Below are 17590 nucleotides of genomic sequence, written 5' to 3' on the forward strand. Positions count from 1 at the left end.
TTCCTATATACTTGTTTGAATCAACCCTCCATATTCAAACTGCTGTAATACTTTCGTTCGAAGTTGTTGGAACGATTGAGAAGTTTTATTTCGCGGATAAGGCAAATTATTTTCAATCACTTTATGTATTTTCCCTGGTTTTGCACTCATAATGATGATTCGGTTTGAAAGATATATCGCTTCGTCTATATCATGTGTAACGAATATCATTGTTGTTTTCTTCTGCTCCCAAATATTTAGCAATACTTCTTGTAAATGACTTCGAGTAAAAGCATCCAGCGCTCCAAAAGGTTCATCAAGTAATAATACATTTGGATCTCTTAATAACGCTCTCGCTATCGCAACACGTTGTGACATCCCGCCTGAAATTTCTTTCGGATACGATTTTTCAAAGCCATCTAACCGAACGATTTCAACCCATTCTCTCACCTTATCTTTCACATACTTATCTTTTAACGACAAATCAGCTGCAATATTTTCTTCCACTGTAAGCCATGGAAACAATCGATGCTCTTGAAATATAAATCCTTGCTTCTTACTCGGTTTTGTTATACGCTCCCTATCAATAGTGATCTCACCTTCAAAATCGCTGTCTAAACCTGCAATGATTTTTAGTAATGTACTTTTTCCGCAACCACTCGGACCAATTACTGTAACGAAATCCCCTTTTTCTAATTGAAAATTAATATTCTCTAATACTTGAACCGTAGCAGTTTGTTTCGAAAAATATTTTGATACTCCATCAATTGAAACAGTCACTTCTTCGCCTCCTTGAAATGATTCATATAAATGAACAGATTCAGTATTTATGCAATAAAAAAACCAAAGGCATTTTATCAATAGATAAAATGCCTTCGGTTTCTCCAATCAGCAATACGTTATGGAATTAAGTACATATTATACAAATATTTCCGATAAGTCAACTAGGTTTTATTAAAACATACATATGATTTGTTTGAACATTTTACTTTTGTTTATTTTAACGATATCGTTTACTTACTATTTTTTCTGATCTTTAATCCACTGTAACCAATAAGAAAACTCACACGCTAAATGCATTTGATGGGATTTAATTAGACTATTAGGACAAAGGGCTGGGAACTCAACAACTAGACTTACTTCTATCCCTGTATCAGTATCTTTAAATTGATGTCGAACTCCACCAATAGTAGTACCATCTTTCATACGTGCAACACCTGTCGATTGATATTGATAAGATTTATCTCTTGGTGTTTTCAATCCAGTTTCGTCACCAAAAACAATGAAAAATTGAACTGGAAACGGAGAATTACCAGTAGTTTCGATAACCTCTAATTCATTTTCCCCAAAGGGCCTTAGTACATAGTGATCAGGACAAGCAGATAAATTCACTTTGTTATTTTCACGTGATTGTTCAAGCATCAAACTATCAATTCCATGTATGGCTTCTTCTGCTGTAATCCCGTCTAAATAAATACTAGTTTTTGAAAATTTTCGTCTATCGCCAGATAAAAGAGTACAGATACGCATACCTATTGCACTTAATCTAAGTTTTGATTTCAACTTTTCGTACATTTCATTGTATGTATATCGCAACTTTATTTCCGTTAGCTGTTTTATCATGACGTCTGTATCATTTATTTCAGACTCTTTATGTCCTAATATATATAATACTTTTTTTATCCGTTCTCTTTTCCATTTTATAAGTTGCTCTTGTGAGATATTATTTCCATCGATAATAATCTTCATATACTCTCTCCTTCCTTTTGATTGTATCGTAGTGTAGTTAATACTAAATTAACCATTTCTTGTTTTGTATCTAGGTTCAACTTTACTTCTGAATGAGCAATACTGCTAAGACCGTATAAAATAAACCCAGAAGCTAATAATGAGTTATCAGTATAAAAAATCCCTGTTTTCACTCCCTCTTCAATTACTTGTCTAATTAACGGTTGCATACGTGCGAATAATTTCTGTTCCAGTTGAAAATGTTGTTCCGTCTGAAACGAACTCACATTTTTATAGGGTGCTAACTTTTCAATAAATGTCCAAAATATATCTAGTGAATCTTTCATCTTTTGCATGACAGACCGTTCATTTGAAATAAGTATTTCTTCAATTAACTCCATATTTTTCACAATAAAGTCATTTAAAACTTCATCAACAAAATTCTCTTTAGACTTGAAGTAATAATAAAATAAGCCCGTTGCTACACCTGCATGATTCACAACATCTTTTATGCCAAATCCTTTCATACCATTTTTCATATATAGTTCAAAACCAATATCCATTAACTCTTGGCGTCTTACATCTGGTTCTTTTGATATTCTTTTCATACGTCATCTCCTACAATGTTTTCACCACGACTGAATCTGATTCAATCATAAACGACTGAACTTGATTCAGTCAATATTATTTCATAAATTTAAAATCGATTTAATAACTAAGCGACGAAATTTCTACAAAAAAAGAGTAATCTCAAGAGATATGCTACTAACCTTAGATTTATTAAAAAAGTTAGATCATATAACTTGAGACTACTCATTCCCATTCAAAATATTTATGTAATTAAATTTTATTTCCTCTGCACCCTGGCTGTCTCCAAAACTATTGGTGGCAGCTCTTTTTGAATGATTTCTTTTAATCCATAAAGAGCTTTCTTCACATAACCACCTTCGAAATTTCCTAATGGTTCTGGTAATTCATCCTCATCCAATATGAAGTATTCTCCATTTGGAAGTACCATAATATCGATGATTAAATCTTCAAAGGAAACCACTTCATCTTTTATTTGTGTGTTTTTTACGATATTAAAATAGGAACCTACATACTTTCCTTTTATATCTCTCCATACGTATAAATTGTACGGACGATCTTTCCAGTAATATGCGATTGTATAACTCCCTTTTGGGATTATTAACTTAGTATCATTTGCAGTCATTGTAAATGAATACTGCACCTCGTGAAATAAAACGATACTTTGTGATTGCTTTTCAAGTAATAAGCAATTGTGATCTACTATTGTTGAGTTATACCGGATTTTTCTTTCTATAATTTCAATTTTCGATGTAAGTAACTTATTCATTATTTTGTTTCCCCTTATGCTAGTTCTATCCTCAATTATATCCATTTATGTAGTAATAAAGAAGTATATAGTTTTTTATATAATGATTTATACAAGTACATAATAAAAACTCCTTCTTATTTAGAAAGAGTTTTTCACTATCCATGTTTCATATTTTTTCACTTCTAACGGAAGCTCATTTGTTTTTATGCAACTAACAGTACTATTACTCATGTTTTAACTTTTCCTTAACCGCACCATAAAATTTTCGTTCTTCATCAACATTTAAGTAAACACGACTTACTGTTTTAGAAAAGCCGTATAACAACTGCGCTTTCACTGGCTCTTTTAATGTTATTTCAAAAGTAGCAGGTTCTTTTATGAACTCCATAACAGTTGCATCCAATACCTGTCTCCCTTCTTTTGCCGTTAGCAATTCACCCTTGTAGAACGCAATATTATCAATTTGTGTAAATGGCATAACAATTTTCTTTCCTAATCCGATTTGAATGATTACTTGTTCTTCTGTTACGACAAGTGGATTTTTGCGCATCGCTTGTATTTCAGCTATAAAATAAATCATCGCGTATACATTTAAAATAAGTAAAATCCATGCTATTACTGGATTCCACTGATGTAGTAAATAATGAAAACCAATGCTTTCAATTGCTGTTGCGTGAATAATCATGATATACACACCTATAGCACCAGTCTTTTTATGATATGAGTATACAGATTTACCTGTTGGTACTTTTTCACGCCACGATAAAAACGCATAATAGATTAACTTACACTCTGTTAGAATGACATCTATTAACTTACCTCTTTTCATAGTAGCGTCAAACGCTGCATCAATTGCATAAGAAAAGGAATAATTTTCTCTTCTATATTCTTTATATTTTTTTATTATTTTAGGAAGCACTCTAACAATTTTATAGAGAAGGAATAATTCTAAACCTACAAATGCAATTTCAGCCGCAACAATAATATAAGAGATGAATGAAAAAGCTTGTAAATAGTCACTTGGAATAATAAATCTTGCAAAAATATAACCAGCTATTACAACAGGAACTATATATGTTAACGAGTATCTTTTTCGAATAATGAAGAAATACGTGATGATTGGAATGACAAACATGCAATCTAATAATGACCCAAGCACAACTTCTTTCGGCGCAACTGGTACAATTGGAAGGGCATACAATAAATAGTTTGATAGCATAATTAAAGAGACGAGTCCAATCCAAGTACCTTTTCGCCTTCGTGATAGTGTAACCTTCATACGTTCACTCCTTTATTTAAAAACCTCATTTAAATGGTCTTTATAAAATGAAATGGCACGTTCAAATTCTTTTACTTCCTCTACTTTCACGACAGTTTCAAGTAATAATTTCATCGCTGATTCGTGATCGTTTACGTTATATTTTGCTAATGATAAAAATACTTTCATTGGAGCGTTCTCTGGGAATTTTTTCACCCCAGCTTCTAATACTGTAATTGCCTTTTCATATTCCCCTATACAACGATATGTACTTCCTAAACCAATATAAGCACCGCAAAGCGATTCGCCATCAAGTCCATTTGCGATTGCCTGCTCATAATACGGAACTGCTTCTGTTTCTAGCCCCATTACATCATGTATCCACGCACACTGATACAGTACTTCTGCATCCTTTGTAAAGTTTGTTAATCCTATAAGCATCTCTTTAGACTGCGCATATTTCTTTTCATTTCTAAGTTTAATAGCTTGCTTTAATAAATGTTCCATAGAATCCACTCCTCACCAATTATTCTGTGTATAGCTCTTGATTGGTATACGCTTCACATTCGTGTAAAAGTAAAATTCCCACCAATTAAAGTTTCGCTTACTTATACTATGCGGATTCATTCTCATCTAAAAACTTAATTTTAAAAAGCAGTGACACGATTACATAATACCTCTAAGCTTTTGACAATTTCTTTCGCTGTTTCATCTTTCCCATTACACAACTTCCCTTTACCATCCTGTCCAATTACATAATGCACAGCCCCGCGCGAATATAAAGAATGTGGTGAATTCGCAATCATTACATTCGCCCTTGCTTCTTTCATTCTATTTTTTGCTCTTTCAAACAGTTCTTCTTCATTTAAATCACTTTCAAGTTTAAAACCAACAAGTACTGTTTCTGGGTCCCATTCTTTTATTTGTTTTAATACCTTTGGAGCCTTTTGAAAGTGAATAATCGGTGCTATATCACTTGAAATTTTTCCGTTCATATTAAGAACATTACCATCTTGATCACAAATTTTCTCTACAATCCAATCTGATCCAGCTGCTGCCATAATGACTGCATCAACCTTTTCATGTGATATGATACTTTTCATTTTATCTTGTAAATCAACGATTCCTTCAAATGGATGTAATTCTAACCCTCTATGTATATCACTCGGTTTCTCCGCAAAATAACCGTGTAAATATATAACATGTGCCCCTTTAGCTAGAAGTTCTTCTGCGATTATCCTTCCGATTGTACCTTTGGCCATATTCGTATGCCCGCGTACTTGATCCCATTTTTCTAGACAACCACCGCTCGTAATTAATACCTTTTTCCCCTTCATTGTAACCATCCCTTACTAATTTTTCTTACGAAACCATTCTGTTCCAAAGTCAACTATATCACGCTGTTTCATTAGACGACACGTTGCATTCCCTATCTTCCCATTTTTTACAGTTCCTTTTCGCTCAAACTCCACACCAATTTCTACAAACTTCTCAGATTCGTAATCCATTTCAACAAACTCTTTCCACACTCTTTCACCGTTTTCTATAATAGGTGCTCCTACTTGTATTAACTCACATGCACCAGAACGCACCTCGGATAAATGAACAGACGTATTGGAATCATATCCAACACCAATTAATAATACGTACCCGTCTAAATCATATATTTTTCTTAATGGAGATTCTTCTCCAAAGCTCATTGATAACGAATGGTTCATTGTTATTTCTACTGCATGTTTTCCCCATGCAGCAAAACTTCCTAACGGATGATTACTACGTACTACATTCGGATATGTACGAAAACATTCAACTATTTCACCCATTCCCCTTGTTGGGGTTATACGTGAATCAAATGCTGGGACGTTATCTCGGATAATTTGCCACCAGTCTTCCGGTACAGGTGGTCTTGACCAATGTTTCGGATCGGACAAATCCGAAGATTGCGTTGGCATTATTATCGTTCCTTCTTCCGTAACAACTTTCATTAATGCTTCTACTACAGCAACGGCACCACCAGATATCCACCCGATAGAACTTAGTGATGAATGAACGATAATTGTCATTCCTTTTTCGACTCCTAATGCTTTTAAATCTTTTGTTATTGTTTCGATTGTATTTGGAAATTGTGTACTTGCTACTATTTCATTCATTTTCATATTGGTTCCCCCACTAGCCACGTAAATTTAAACTTTTATATAAATATATTATCATATTTTTCTTAATTTTTAACTTAATCATATTCATTACTACAAAAATATGTATATTATTATACTGAAGCCTCAAAACTCTATTAAAATCGTAGATAATGATGAGCGAGAGTTTTTTGAAATGAAGAAAAATGTAAATCCTATTTTTTCAAACTATACTCCATATGCATATTTTTATACTATTTTTCCATGTAACAATGAAATCTTTCTATCCCTGGATATTTTTCTCCTAAACTTTTAACTTGAAAACCAATTCTTTTATAAAATTCTACCGCCCCATCGTCTGTCTCCGCTTCTATATAAGTCAATTGATATATCCTTACCACTTCTTTAATCATTTGCAGTGCAATTCCTTTTTGACGATAATCTGGAGCCACTGCTATATGACATATGCGTGCTTTAGTTTCTCCGATTATTTCAATACCTAGACAAGCTTTTTCTTCATATTTGTACAAAGTCCCTTTATTACTTTGATAAAATATTACTGCCTTCTTTAAGCTTATTTCATTTGGACCGACGGCATATTGTAGCACATTTAATATTGAATCTTTCTCAATTTGTTTAACACACTGTAAATTCATACTTTCATTCCTTTCTATGAAAAAAGACTAGCTCTTAATAAAAAGAGCTAATCTCATTACGCCGTTATTTTTTCTTCTTTTTTTACAACGACAGCCACATAACTATGAAGTATCATTCCAATAATAACGAGACTCATACCAATCCAAGATAATGATGATGGAATTGGTGCAGATAACCAGATCAACTCTCCTACTAGCGCAAATAAAACTTCACCAGACTGCGTCGCTTCCACTGTTGCTAATTTTTGCGGATCATCTTTCACAAGATCTGTTGCAAAGAAAAATAATACTGTCGCGATTAACCCAGAGCTAACTGCTACAATAAAACATTGAAAAACTTGGCTACTTGACGGTAATCCGCCTGTTGATACTTCGTAACCAGATAATAAAAACCAAAATGGTAAACTTGCTAATGTCATACCGAGTACTCGCTGAAATACATCTAATTCCCCTTTACAAACTTGCATCATTTTTCTATTTCCAAGAGGATACGCAAATGCTGCAATAAGTACAGGAACTACACATAAAACGGTTTCACGAATACCTAATGAAGAAGCATGTTCTACTTGCATGAGAACGACACCGAATAAAATAATGGCCGACATTACTAATTCCTTCATCGGAAGTTTTTTATGTAGTGGATCCACCGCAAAAAATGGTGTTAACAAAATCCCTGCAACGATTGTAATTTGCCATGTTGATGCAACGAGCCAACCTGGTCCGAACGCTCCAGCAAAACTAAGCGGTGCATAAAAGAGACCAAATCCAACGATACTCCACACTAACCATTCTTTCGGATTGTTTTTCATATATTGAAAGAGTTGCTTTAAGTTCCCTCTATACATAACAATAAGTAATAGCATTGGAACCATAAAATAATACCGTAATGATGCACTCCAAATCCAGCTTCCACCTTCTAAGTCCATTGCCCTGTTTAAAACAAAAGTAAAGGCAAAGAAAAATGATGCCAGTATCCCTATAACAATTGCTTTCATTGTAAAACCCCTTGTATTTAATTTTTTATCTCTATGACATATATTTTAGTATACGCGATGAAAAATCTACATTCAAACTTACATTTCACTTTAGTGATGATGAAGGAATTGTAGTAGATTTACATGGGAATAAAGTGCATTGGTATGAAATCGAGGCCATTACATGTCAAAATTTTCAAGGGTCAAAATCTACTTTAATCTCGCCCCACTATACTCACCATGAAAATATACGCATCCGCTATAAAAGATGGTTACCAACTATTGCACATTCAATTTACTGGTTTTCTATTGAGAAACCAAAAGATTATCATAAAAATTTAATGATAGCTTGGGAAGAAAAGCGAACGAATAAAAACAAACGCCTCCTTTAATTATTATTTAGGGGCGTTCGTTCATTAAAAAATTAAAGAATATGTAGTTTATATTCTCTGTATAATTTCTTCAATCGACTTATATGGGCTTGATGATACCGATTATGATCTGCTATATGCCATATTCCCCATCTTATTGTCGCGGTTTCCCCTTTTTCATACAAAACTTCCCGCGTTAAATCAGTTTCTGTTAGTTTCATACATTCTTCATAAAACAATTTTTGCACTGCTTCATAATCTTGCATTAACTCTTGCAATGTGTTTTTTCTTAAACTTGGTAATTCTCCTACTTCATTTAACATAGGACCATATTTATTTTCAAATGCTGGCGGAACATCTTCTCCCTTGAAACGATACACCCAATGTAAATCAACAACTGCTAAATGCTGAAGTAACTGCCCAATACTATTTTCATTATTTTCAGACCCTTTATAGGATAGTTCGTTCTCTTCAGTACCTTCGACTAACCTTTGCAATCTATTAAACGTATCAGCAACCATCGCATACAAAATCGCTACTTGAGGGTCCATTTTTCTTTCTAAATGGAGATCTTTCATACAAAACTTCCTCTCTTAAAAGAACAACACCATATGCTCATCATCACTATACACACCATTCATTTTTATAGCCCTTTTTTCAATTCCGTATGTTTTAAATCCCATTGATTCATATAATCGTTTGGCTGGTTCGTTCGTTGACACAACCCCTAAATTCAATTGCTCTAGCTTCATCTCTTTTGCCCTTTCAATTGCTTTACGTATTAAATCACGTGCAAGACCACTTCTTCGATTTTCAGTATCTACATACATTGCAACGATATGTCCTTTATGCTTATATGCGTCTTTTTCTTCTGTTAATAAAGTAACAACCCCAACTAAACGATTTTCATTATTAAAAGCACCAAATGTAAAACTACTGTTGGATGAAAGATTACTAGCAACTCGTTCAAGAGGGTTTTCTTGACGTACTGCTTCTTCATAAGTCGTTATAAATGCTTCTGGATTTACTTGTAGTGCTTGTAAACGCAACTCCCAATATTTTTTTGCATCCGCTTTTGTAAGTAATCGAATCATTTTATTTTCCCCTTTTTAATTTACATAATATTTTTATAGGTTATTATTTTTTGATTCATACTCTTCTTTTAATATACTGTAACGATAGCGATGAATGAACTTTCCCTGTCTCAATCGATCATTTCTCATTAACCCTTCGCATACAAATCCGGCACTTTCATAACTCTTTTTAGCTTTTGTATTATCTTCATCTACACGTAACCAAATTTTCTCCAATTCAAACTGAGAAAAACCTATTTGTAACATGCTGTTTAGAGCTGCCATTCCAAATCCTTTACCCCAATAGTCTTTATTTCCAATCGCAATTCCTAGTTCAGCATTTTTATTTGTTTTATCAAAATTTTTAAGGTCTACCCATCCAATATGTATACCTGTCTCAGTAACGATTGCCCTTTGTTCATAACCATTTTTTCGGCTTATACAAGCTTCAATCCAGTTTCTCGTATCTCCACGAGTGAACGGAGGATATTGATCTGGTACAACTAAATGCTTTGTTACATCTCTATCTAATGACCATTGATAGCGATCTTCTACATCATCTAGTGTCAATTCTCTTAATTGAACATATGGTACATTCATTTTTTTCTCCTCTCTTTATTTACCAATAGAAAATCCTTCGAACACTCTTCCACCATACTGTTCTAACGTCTTTTCTATAAAATGAATTAATTCATTTTTCCCTCCCGTTTTATAAAAATGATCAAAAGCGGCTACAAATTTGTTTGCATATTGCTCATCATATCTTTTTAGCACTCTAATAAACCATTTTGAACTCCCAAGCCACTTACCATTTACTCTTAATACATATTCATGTACTAAATCGGCTAATAAATTAGCGATAAACAATTCTTCTTCTCTTTTTGTTGCACCAATAAAGTCATCTAAAGTATCCGTAATAAAATATCGCTTCTGCTTAATCGTTTCTTCGGTCCATTTAGCCGGTCCTTTATGTAGTAAATCATTCGCTTCTTTTTTTAATTTCTCAACAATTTCCTGTTCCCCTTTTAAGGCAATCCCTTCTGAAACTAATTGTGGTAACGACGGTCTCCCTCGATCACAATCCATTTTGAAAAAGGTTTTATATGTTTCGAAATTATGAACAAACACCTCAACAGGCCATCCATTACTATAGAAAGATTCTCTATAGCAAGAAGTTAAACTTTGATCGACTATTACAATGTCAAGGTCAGATGTTTTCGTCGCTTCTCCTCGTGCAACGCTTCCGCCGAGTAAAGCTACATCACAATTCGGAAATTGTAATGTAATTATGTTTTGTGCTGCTTCAATTGGTTTCATAACCGATCCTCTTTTCTTATTTCACTTTCTTTTTTTCAGCTCTTTCTCTCGCTTTTTTTATATAGCTTTCTGCATCTGGTGTTTTACATGATGTTGCACCATGATCAACCTCTATTTTTCCAATTTCACTTGCAATTTCAATCGCTTGTCGCTCTAAGTCTTCATTACGAATTCCTATTGCGATTAAAGCACTATTCATCGCTTCTTTTTTTCTATTTTTTTCATTATGTATATTTTCTTTAATCTCTTCTAAGTACGGAGAGAAGAAATCATCATGTAACGTTTTATTTTTAATCGCTATATTTGCTAATAAAGACCAGCCAGCTCTTCCAATCCATTCATCATTAGACTTTGTCCACTCTTCCATTCTTTCTATTGCAATTGGCGAAGTACATATAGATGTCATAAGAACATCCATTAAACAGTAATAATCAACATCCTGAATCCAACTATTAAGCTGTTCTGTCGTTATTTTTTTCGGGTCTAAAATATAAGTTGCTAATGTCATTGCGTCCATATTTTTCGTTTCCCACAATTCAACTGCTAAATCGTGATCTTTTTTTATCTTCTTTTTTAACAATTTTAAATTCGCAAAACTAACTCCAAATAACGGCTCTTTCGCTCCGTGGTTTTTATACGTTTTTCGATTTTGTTCTGTTCCATATTCCTCTAGTTGCCGCATTACTTCCTCAAGTAACATATACCCACCTCTTTATCTTTTATGTTGACTGTATATATGTATGTACGATATATTCTACATTACTTTTTGGTTTTCCTATATTTATTTTTAAAATACGGTATGTGAAATTTTTAAACATTGCACAGCTATACCATCAAAAAACTATACATGTTAAACATACAGTTTTTTGATGGTATCAATTTTCCGTAGAATAAGATATAAACTACGAAAGAACTTTTAATGAGATGTGTATTTCCAACATGTTTAGAAAACTCTTTAAAATGGTTTACTATCATACTTTTATACCTCCTTCATAAATTATGTTTATTACATTTATTCTTAGCCAAAATCTTTCTACATTTTAATAACTCTCTCAATAAGATTTTCTTATATAAAAATCCCTACAAACACTGTAGGGATTTATGTGTAAATCATTTTGTTACACTCTATTTCATATGAAAATAGTTTCATTCAGATGCATTCATAAGCACAATTCTCCAACCATCTGGATCCTCTATTGTGGTTCCTTTCTCTATCCAATATGGGTTTTCTGGTTCCACCTCATGATAACCCATATTACGTAATCGATTTACTATCTTTTCAATTTCATCTTTATTAGGCATATAAAAAACTAGTAAATTATCTTTTGTCGGTGCCGGACATGGACTTCCATTAACATGTGTAGTAAACTCCAAATGATACTCTTCATCTGGTAACCCAAACATAACCCCGTCATATCCTTCATGATTGTGAAATTCCCCTATACGTTTTAATCCTAATCCTGTTTCATAAAAACTTATCACTTTTTCAAATCTATCTGTTGGTCTTGCAATTCTAAATTGAACCCAATTCTTCATGCAAATCTCCTCCTTTTTATTTTCCAAAGCTTTATTACTATATTCCCTTTAACATCCCTCATTAGGGTAAGCTTCCTAAGTTGAAAGAACTATTAGTTAATAAACAATAGGACTTTAGTATAAATTGCTATTTTGCATTGTTTCTAATGTTATCCATGACTGCCCAATTGGATTAACATACTGTCTTTCCTCATTACAAATTTTACAGCGAGAAGGTGCTTCTTCATTTTCGGGATACTATACTCCACATGTAGTGCAAATATAATTATTCATATTCCCACTCCTTTTTTCATGTAATTGTTTCTTTACCAATATTTTAATAAAAATCAAAAATATTCGAATCAATAATTGGAACGAAAACGAAGTGATACGAAAGTATGATTTGGTGATTGAAAGTTTAAATAATAAAGTTTAAATTCATCCTATTTTTCAAAACTGCAATTGATATAAAATCTTGCATACTTTTGAGTAAACTTTTTTACACTTGTAAAAAAGTTTTTTTGCATTTCCCTACCTATAATTGCTAATATAGTAGAGTAGAACTTTTATAGAGAGAAGGAAAATTATGCACAATGGAATTCGAATGACAACTTTAGTAAAAAGGGCTATGTTAGTTTGTGCGGGGGTATTATTCACATACGAAGTAGCTTTTGGATCAGTACATACTGCTCTAGCTAGTACAGAGGATGAAGCAAAATCTGTTCAACTTGTAAGTGAGATTCAAACATCTCTTGCTCCGAAAGAAGCTCCAAAACATTATAACGGGCAAGTTAGAAAAGTCGCTTATTTAACATTTGATGACGGTCCTGGAAAATACACAGCTGAGCTTTTAGATATGTTAAAGAAAGAAAATGCAAAAGCAACATTCTTCCTAATTGGTTCAAACGTAAAAGCTTTCCCTGATCTTGTAAAACGCGAAGATGCTGAGGGCCACTACGTTGGGATGCACAGTATGACTCATAACTACAAGAAACTTTACACTGAAGGTCATTACGTAGATGAAATGAAGGAAGACCAAGGCTTAATCGCTGGTGTTTTAGGTAAATCACCAGTATTAACTCGTCCATCTTACGGCTCTATGCCAGGATTAAACGAAGCTCTTCGCAACAAAGTTGTAGAAAATGGCTTAAAAGTTTGGGATTGGACAATTGATTCTTTAGACTGGAAATATAACAAAATGCAAGTTGATGCTGCATCTGCTAAAATTGTAGAAAACGTTCTAGCTCATTCTACAAATCCAACAGAAGTTATCCTTATGCATGATATTCATCCACAATCAGTAAAAGCAGTACCTGGAATTATTAAAGGACTGAAAGAAAAAGGATATGAATTAGAAGCATATAATGAGAACGAACACTTCCCATTAAACTTCTGGCATGATAATCGTATGTAATGAAAAGACTTGATTTCCTTTAGCTGGGAATCAAGTCTTTTTATCATTTTGGGAATTACTCCTCGTATATTCGACTCAAACTCCCCCTTCTCTAATATCAATAAAAATTCAAAATCACATGTTATACTATAATTTAGTTTAAATAAGTAGGTGCCATATGATCGTATATACAGTACAAACTGAAGAAGCATGGAAACAATTTAAGAAACTTGGTTATTTAGAAGGTAATAAAGAATTCATCGATCCGGACGATGTATATTCATATGACTGGATGGTGCGCGTCGCTAAAACAAGATTGCCTCATTACGAAGGTAACTACCCTATTTGGGTCTGGGAAGCAAATAATTACCCAAATCGAAATCATAAGGCTTGGGGTAGAACAAATTCAAAAATGGTAATTTTAACACTAGATGTACCGAAAGAATGGGTACTATGGAGCTATTTTGACTATTGGTGCTGTGCTATGACTGATGGATCAACATATTTACATACAAAAAATAAGTGTACTTTAGATGAATGGTATACATATATGGATAAGGAATACGGGATAATATTTGATTTCGACTATTTATTATCTCATCCTGATTGGTGTCTAGGTAAAGAGGATTCGTTAGAAAAACAAGGTGTTATCGGCAAAATACCCCTTTCCTTCGTGAAAAAAGTAAGACGTTTTCGTGCTAAGACAGATAAGTCTATTAGTAAAATCCGAAGTGATAACTGGGATAATAGAAAAGAAAACCGCATTAAAAAGATGAATCGAAAATTAAGAAAGCGAAACGATAAACAAAAAAGAATACAAAAGCGACTTATACGAAATTAAAACATATATCAAAATACAGTAAGAAATTATGGATTGAATATACAAATTCAATCCTATTTTTTATATTATCAACACTTTAGCACATATTACTCTTAAGGAGTGATATGTATATGGATTTTCTTTCATCTGAATATTTGTCTGCCTTGCTTGCCATTATTGTAATCGATTTAGTGTTAGCCGGAGATAACGCCATTGTAATTGGATTAGCAGCAAGAAGATTACCGAAAGACCAACAAAAGAAAGTTATCATTTGGGGAACCATTGGAGCAATCGCTATTAGAGCTCTCGCTACCTTAGTTGTCGTTTGGTTATTAAAAATACCTGGATTACTCCTAATTGGTGGTGTACTTCTTATTTGGATCGCTTACAAGCTGATCGCTGAGGGCAAAAATCATGATATTAAAGCCGAAGAAGGATTTTGGTCTGCTATTAAAACCATTATTATTGCTGATGCGTTAATGGGCATTGATAATGTACTAGCTGTTGCAGGAGCTGCCCATGGTAACTTTTCTTTAGTAATCATCGGATTATTAGTGTCTATTCCAGTAGTCGTATGGGGCAGTACATTGATTTTAAAATGGGTGGATCGTTTTCCTGTCATTATTACGATCGGAGCAGCCGTTTTAGCTTATACTGCCGCGAAAATGATTGTAGATGAGAAATGGTTCGCTGGATTTTTCGAAAGTAACCCTTTCGTTAAATGGGCATTTATCATTATTATCATCGTCGGTGTAGTTTTCTTCGGAAAGGCAAAACAAAAAGCAACAGCTGGTTCTGTCTCATAATGATGGTATATTTACAAATAAAAGGCGCTATTCATATGAATAGCGCCTTTTATTATTTATTTAGCTTCCCCTTCCGGAGTCGTTTTTACCTTCGTTTTGTTTTTATCGCGGTTGTTATAGTTATACTTCGAACGATCTACTGGAGTGAATCCTTCCGGTGTGTAGAATCGTAATAAGTCACCATTTACGACTTGGTCAGAGTATTTTAGTGAGTTTTGAACCATTTGTTCATTTTTCTTTATTTCATCTGTAAATTCTACAGGTTTTCCAGTAGTTGTATCATAGTATTTGCCGTTTAGTGCAGTAACTGTTGGGCTTACGTAGTTACCGTTACGGAACGCAACGACTTGTTTATGATCTGGTGATAATAAATCAGAACCGAATTGAACATAGTTTTTTGTATCTGTACCTAGTAAGTGTAATAGCGTTGGGAGAACGTCAATTTCACCACCGTATTGATGTTGTACGCCACCTTTCACTCCTGGTACACGAACGATTAATGGTACACGTTGTAACTGTGCATTTTCAAATGAGTTCATTTCTTTACCCATTACTTTTGACATTGCTGCGTTATGATTATCTGAAATACCGTAATGGTCTCCGTACATAACAATAATTGAGTTATCATATAAACCAGATTGTTTCAAGTAATCGATGAAGCCTTTTACAGATTCATCTAAATAGCGTGCTGTTTGGAAGTACGTATCTACTGATGAATCACCTGTTGTTGCTGGTTCAATCGTTGCTTCTGCCTTATCGATTGGATAAGGGAAATGGTTCGATAACGTAATAAACTTCGTATAGAACGGTTGTTTCAACGTTTGTAATAACGGAATAGATTCATTAAAGAACGGTTTATCTTTTAATCCGTAGTTTACTACATCTTTTTCATTCATATCGTAGTATGACGCATCAAAGAATTTATTAAAACCAAATGATTTATAAATATCGTCACGGTTCCAGAATGTTTTGTAGTTACCGTGGAATACTGCTGATGTGTATCCTTGTTGTCCTAAAATAGCTGGTGCTGATTGATACGTATTATGAGATTTCGTTGTAAAGACAGAACCTTGCGGTAAACCAAACATTGAATTCTCTAACATAAACTCCGCATCAGATGTTTTCCCTTGTCCTGTTTGATGGAAGAAGTTATCAAAATAAAGTGTATTCGCATCTTTTGTAAATGAGTTTAAGAACGGTGTAACTTCTTGACCATTTAATTTGTAATCAATTAAGAAGTTTTGGAATGACTCTAAATGAATGTAAATTACGTTCATTCCCTTTCCTTTACCGAAATACTCAGGGTTTGGACTTGCATAAGTTGATGTTAAATAATTTCGTACTTCTGTCATATTATCGCCATCAGCTAATGCTCGTTCTGTCGATGCTTTCGCACTTTGAATTCCATCATAAATTGTGTAGTTGTATGCACCTAAATATTTCACAATATAATTACGGTCAAACGTTCTTGTTAATAATTCAGGACGGTCAGACTCTGCAAGACCTAAGTTAACACTGAATAATAAAATACCTGCTACAAATACTAGAGATAATTTATGCTTCGCAACACGAATTGGTTTTGGATTTGCAAATTTTGTTGCGACTAACACAATTAATATAATCGTGTCTAAGAAGTATAATGGATCATAAAGATGTAGCAACGCAAGAATACTACCACCTAAATCTCCAAAGTTATTCGTTTGTGTTAATGTCGGGAACGTAATAAAGTCACTGAAAAAGCGATAGTATACTACGTTTGCGTATAAAAGAATCGACAATAACAAATTAATGATAATTAACCAAATATAAGATCGTTTCCCTTTTGCAAATAATGCAAGTCCTAAAAATAGAACTGCTGAACTAAGCGGGTTAAAAAACAGCAAGAATTTTTGAATTGTGTTTGAAATTCCTAAATTGAATTCCGTTACATAAGCTGCATATGTTTTGAGCCACAATAAAATAACGGCAAACAGAAAGAATCCAAAATGATTGCTTAACACACTTTTGCTCTTTAATAAGAACTGTTTCATTTCTCCACCTCTTTTGATCATCCAAGGCTTATTTTTTTATAAGTCTGTCTCTCTATTCAAATTTTCTTCTTCAAATAGATTATCTTTATTTAACTATATGAAGAATATTAGTAATTATAATTTGAAGCTAGTATTTATTCAACTATTTCTTTCTAGACATTTTGACCTTGGTTTCTATTTAACAAAATAAATTTGTAAC

20 protein-coding genes are annotated in these 17590 nt (G+C 33.4%); 3 read left to right on the forward strand and 17 right to left on the reverse strand.

The window, feature by feature from the left end; translation table 11 throughout:
- Positions 1 to 3 precede the first annotated feature (3 nt).
- From NST90_RS14175 to NST90_RS14250, 16 genes are all read right to left on the reverse strand, one after another.
- A complete protein-coding gene (locus tag NST90_RS14175) occupies positions 4 to 759 on the reverse strand; it encodes an ABC transporter ATP-binding protein (RefSeq protein ID WP_000218587.1) in 756 nt (251 codons plus the stop codon).
- A gap of 240 nt (positions 760 to 999) precedes the next feature.
- On the reverse strand, positions 1000 to 1728 hold the full coding sequence (locus tag NST90_RS14180; RefSeq protein WP_000691333.1) for a hypothetical protein: 729 nt from the start codon (positions 1726 to 1728) through the stop codon (positions 1000 to 1002).
- Positions 1725 to 2315 carry a TetR/AcrR family transcriptional regulator gene (locus tag NST90_RS14185; RefSeq protein WP_000822633.1) on the reverse strand — a complete coding sequence of 197 codons (591 nt, stop codon included), beginning with the start codon at positions 2313 to 2315 and terminating at the stop codon, positions 1725 to 1727. Before NST90_RS14185 ends, NST90_RS14180 begins: the two co-directional genes overlap by 4 nt.
- A 239-nt stretch (positions 2316 to 2554) precedes the next feature.
- Positions 2555 to 3064, reverse strand: coding sequence for a DUF402 domain-containing protein (locus NST90_RS14190; protein ID WP_283748159.1), 510 nt, complete (start codon positions 3062 to 3064; stop codon positions 2555 to 2557).
- A 205-nt stretch (positions 3065 to 3269) separates the two neighbouring features.
- Positions 3270 to 4325 (reverse strand): hypothetical protein, encoded by a 1056-nt coding sequence (locus NST90_RS14195; RefSeq protein WP_000869235.1) that lies wholly within the window; start codon positions 4323 to 4325, stop codon positions 3270 to 3272.
- Positions 4326 to 4337: 12 nt separating this feature from the next.
- A complete protein-coding gene (locus NST90_RS14200) occupies positions 4338 to 4811 on the reverse strand; it encodes a tetratricopeptide repeat protein (protein WP_000400636.1) in 474 nt (157 codons plus the stop codon).
- Positions 4812 to 4951: 140 nt separating this feature from the next.
- Positions 4952 to 5641 (reverse strand): phosphopantothenoylcysteine decarboxylase, encoded by a 690-nt coding sequence (locus NST90_RS14205; protein WP_000676721.1) that lies wholly within the window; start codon positions 5639 to 5641, stop codon positions 4952 to 4954.
- 15 nt (positions 5642 to 5656) lie between these two features.
- A complete protein-coding gene (locus NST90_RS14210) occupies positions 5657 to 6460 on the reverse strand; it encodes an AAC(3) family N-acetyltransferase (protein ID WP_000783346.1) in 804 nt (267 codons plus the stop codon).
- A gap of 230 nt (positions 6461 to 6690) precedes the next feature.
- A complete protein-coding gene (locus NST90_RS14215) occupies positions 6691 to 7092 on the reverse strand; it encodes a GNAT family N-acetyltransferase (RefSeq protein ID WP_001053115.1) in 402 nt (133 codons plus the stop codon).
- A gap of 56 nt (positions 7093 to 7148) precedes the next feature.
- On the reverse strand, positions 7149 to 8087 hold the full coding sequence (locus tag NST90_RS14220; RefSeq protein WP_000644585.1) for a multidrug resistance efflux transporter family protein: 939 nt from the start codon (positions 8085 to 8087) through the stop codon (positions 7149 to 7151).
- Positions 8088 to 8490: 403 nt separating this feature from the next.
- Positions 8491 to 9015: a DinB family protein gene (locus tag NST90_RS14225; protein ID WP_000653843.1), complete on the reverse strand. Its 525-nt coding sequence runs from the start codon at positions 9013 to 9015 to the stop codon at positions 8491 to 8493.
- Positions 9016 to 9030: 15 nt separating this feature from the next.
- Positions 9031 to 9531, reverse strand: coding sequence for a GNAT family N-acetyltransferase (locus NST90_RS14230; protein WP_000620314.1), 501 nt, complete (start codon positions 9529 to 9531; stop codon positions 9031 to 9033).
- 33 nt (positions 9532 to 9564) lie between these two features.
- Entirely contained in the window at positions 9565 to 10110 is a 546-nt protein-coding gene (locus NST90_RS14235; RefSeq protein ID WP_001102498.1) for a GNAT family protein, read from the reverse strand.
- A 15-nt stretch (positions 10111 to 10125) separates the two neighbouring features.
- The gene (locus tag NST90_RS14240; RefSeq protein ID WP_000802424.1) at positions 10126 to 10827 is read right to left on the reverse strand and encodes a nucleotidyltransferase domain-containing protein; all 702 of its coding nucleotides are present in this window, start codon (positions 10825 to 10827) and stop codon (positions 10126 to 10128) included.
- Positions 10828 to 10843: 16 nt separating this feature from the next.
- Positions 10844 to 11527, reverse strand: coding sequence for a DNA alkylation repair protein (locus NST90_RS14245; protein WP_000923471.1), 684 nt, complete (start codon positions 11525 to 11527; stop codon positions 10844 to 10846).
- 446 nt (positions 11528 to 11973) lie between these two features.
- Complete coding sequence (locus NST90_RS14250; protein WP_000800679.1) at positions 11974 to 12363, reverse strand: VOC family protein; 390 nt, start codon at positions 12361 to 12363, stop codon at positions 11974 to 11976.
- A gap of 565 nt (positions 12364 to 12928) precedes the next feature.
- Between NST90_RS14250 and NST90_RS14255 the strand changes: the two genes are divergently transcribed.
- From NST90_RS14255 to NST90_RS14265, 3 genes are all read left to right on the forward strand, one after another.
- Positions 12929 to 13756 carry a peptidoglycan-N-acetylglucosamine deacetylase gene (locus NST90_RS14255; protein WP_000551451.1) on the forward strand — a complete coding sequence of 276 codons (828 nt, stop codon included), beginning with the start codon at positions 12929 to 12931 and terminating at the stop codon, positions 13754 to 13756.
- A gap of 157 nt (positions 13757 to 13913) precedes the next feature.
- Positions 13914 to 14576, forward strand: coding sequence for a DUF3841 domain-containing protein (locus tag NST90_RS14260; protein WP_000637704.1), 663 nt, complete (start codon positions 13914 to 13916; stop codon positions 14574 to 14576).
- Positions 14577 to 14686: 110 nt separating this feature from the next.
- A complete protein-coding gene (locus tag NST90_RS14265) occupies positions 14687 to 15361 on the forward strand; it encodes a TerC family protein (protein WP_000346955.1) in 675 nt (224 codons plus the stop codon).
- Between the two features lie 56 nt (positions 15362 to 15417).
- On the opposite strand, the gene NST90_RS14270 is transcribed toward NST90_RS14265, so the two are convergent.
- Positions 15418 to 17391 carry an LTA synthase family protein gene (locus tag NST90_RS14270; RefSeq protein WP_000808770.1) on the reverse strand — a complete coding sequence of 658 codons (1974 nt, stop codon included), beginning with the start codon at positions 17389 to 17391 and terminating at the stop codon, positions 15418 to 15420.
- Between the last annotated feature and the right edge of the window lie 199 nt (positions 17392 to 17590).

It is taken from the genome of Bacillus sp. FSL E2-8900, assembly GCF_037966225.1.
Taxonomy (GTDB): domain Bacteria; phylum Bacillota; class Bacilli; order Bacillales; family Bacillaceae_G; genus Bacillus_A; species Bacillus_A cereus.

Bases quoted from the DNA above. Each gene is read 5' to 3' on its own strand.
- NST90_RS14180 (WP_000691333.1), bottom strand. From the start codon at position 1,728: ATGAAGATTATTATCGATGGAAATAATATCTCACAAGAGCAACTTATA.
- NST90_RS14185 (WP_000822633.1), bottom strand. From the start codon at position 2,315: ATGAAAAGAATATCAAAAGAACCAGATGTAAGACGCCAAGAGTTAATG.
- NST90_RS14190 (WP_283748159.1), bottom strand. From the start codon at position 3,064: ATGAATAAGTTACTTACATCGAAAATTGAAATTATAGAAAGAAAAATC.
- NST90_RS14195 (WP_000869235.1), bottom strand. From the start codon at position 4,325: ATGAAGGTTACACTATCACGAAGGCGAAAAGGTACTTGGATTGGACTC.
- NST90_RS14200 (WP_000400636.1), bottom strand. From the start codon at position 4,811: ATGGAACATTTATTAAAGCAAGCTATTAAACTTAGAAATGAAAAGAAA.
- NST90_RS14205 (WP_000676721.1), bottom strand. From the start codon at position 5,641: ATGAAGGGGAAAAAGGTATTAATTACGAGCGGTGGTTGTCTAGAAAAA.
- NST90_RS14210 (WP_000783346.1), bottom strand. From the start codon at position 6,460: ATGAAAATGAATGAAATAGTAGCAAGTACACAATTTCCAAATACAATC.
- NST90_RS14215 (WP_001053115.1), bottom strand. From the start codon at position 7,092: ATGAATTTACAGTGTGTTAAACAAATTGAGAAAGATTCAATATTAAAT.
- NST90_RS14220 (WP_000644585.1), bottom strand. From the start codon at position 8,087: ATGAAAGCAATTGTTATAGGGATACTGGCATCATTTTTCTTTGCCTTT.
- NST90_RS14225 (WP_000653843.1), bottom strand. From the start codon at position 9,015: ATGAAAGATCTCCATTTAGAAAGAAAAATGGACCCTCAAGTAGCGATT.
- NST90_RS14230 (WP_000620314.1), bottom strand. From the start codon at position 9,531: ATGATTCGATTACTTACAAAAGCGGATGCAAAAAAATATTGGGAGTTG.
- NST90_RS14235 (WP_001102498.1), bottom strand. From the start codon at position 10,110: ATGAATGTACCATATGTTCAATTAAGAGAATTGACACTAGATGATGTA.
- NST90_RS14240 (WP_000802424.1), bottom strand. From the start codon at position 10,827: ATGAAACCAATTGAAGCAGCACAAAACATAATTACATTACAATTTCCG.
- NST90_RS14245 (WP_000923471.1), bottom strand. From the start codon at position 11,527: ATGTTACTTGAGGAAGTAATGCGGCAACTAGAGGAATATGGAACAGAA.
- NST90_RS14250 (WP_000800679.1), bottom strand. From the start codon at position 12,363: ATGAAGAATTGGGTTCAATTTAGAATTGCAAGACCAACAGATAGATTT.
- NST90_RS14255 (WP_000551451.1), top strand. From the start codon at position 12,929: ATGCACAATGGAATTCGAATGACAACTTTAGTAAAAAGGGCTATGTTA.
- NST90_RS14260 (WP_000637704.1), top strand. From the start codon at position 13,914: ATGATCGTATATACAGTACAAACTGAAGAAGCATGGAAACAATTTAAG.
- NST90_RS14265 (WP_000346955.1), top strand. From the start codon at position 14,687: ATGGATTTTCTTTCATCTGAATATTTGTCTGCCTTGCTTGCCATTATT.
- NST90_RS14270 (WP_000808770.1), bottom strand. From the start codon at position 17,391: ATGAAACAGTTCTTATTAAAGAGCAAAAGTGTGTTAAGCAATCATTTT.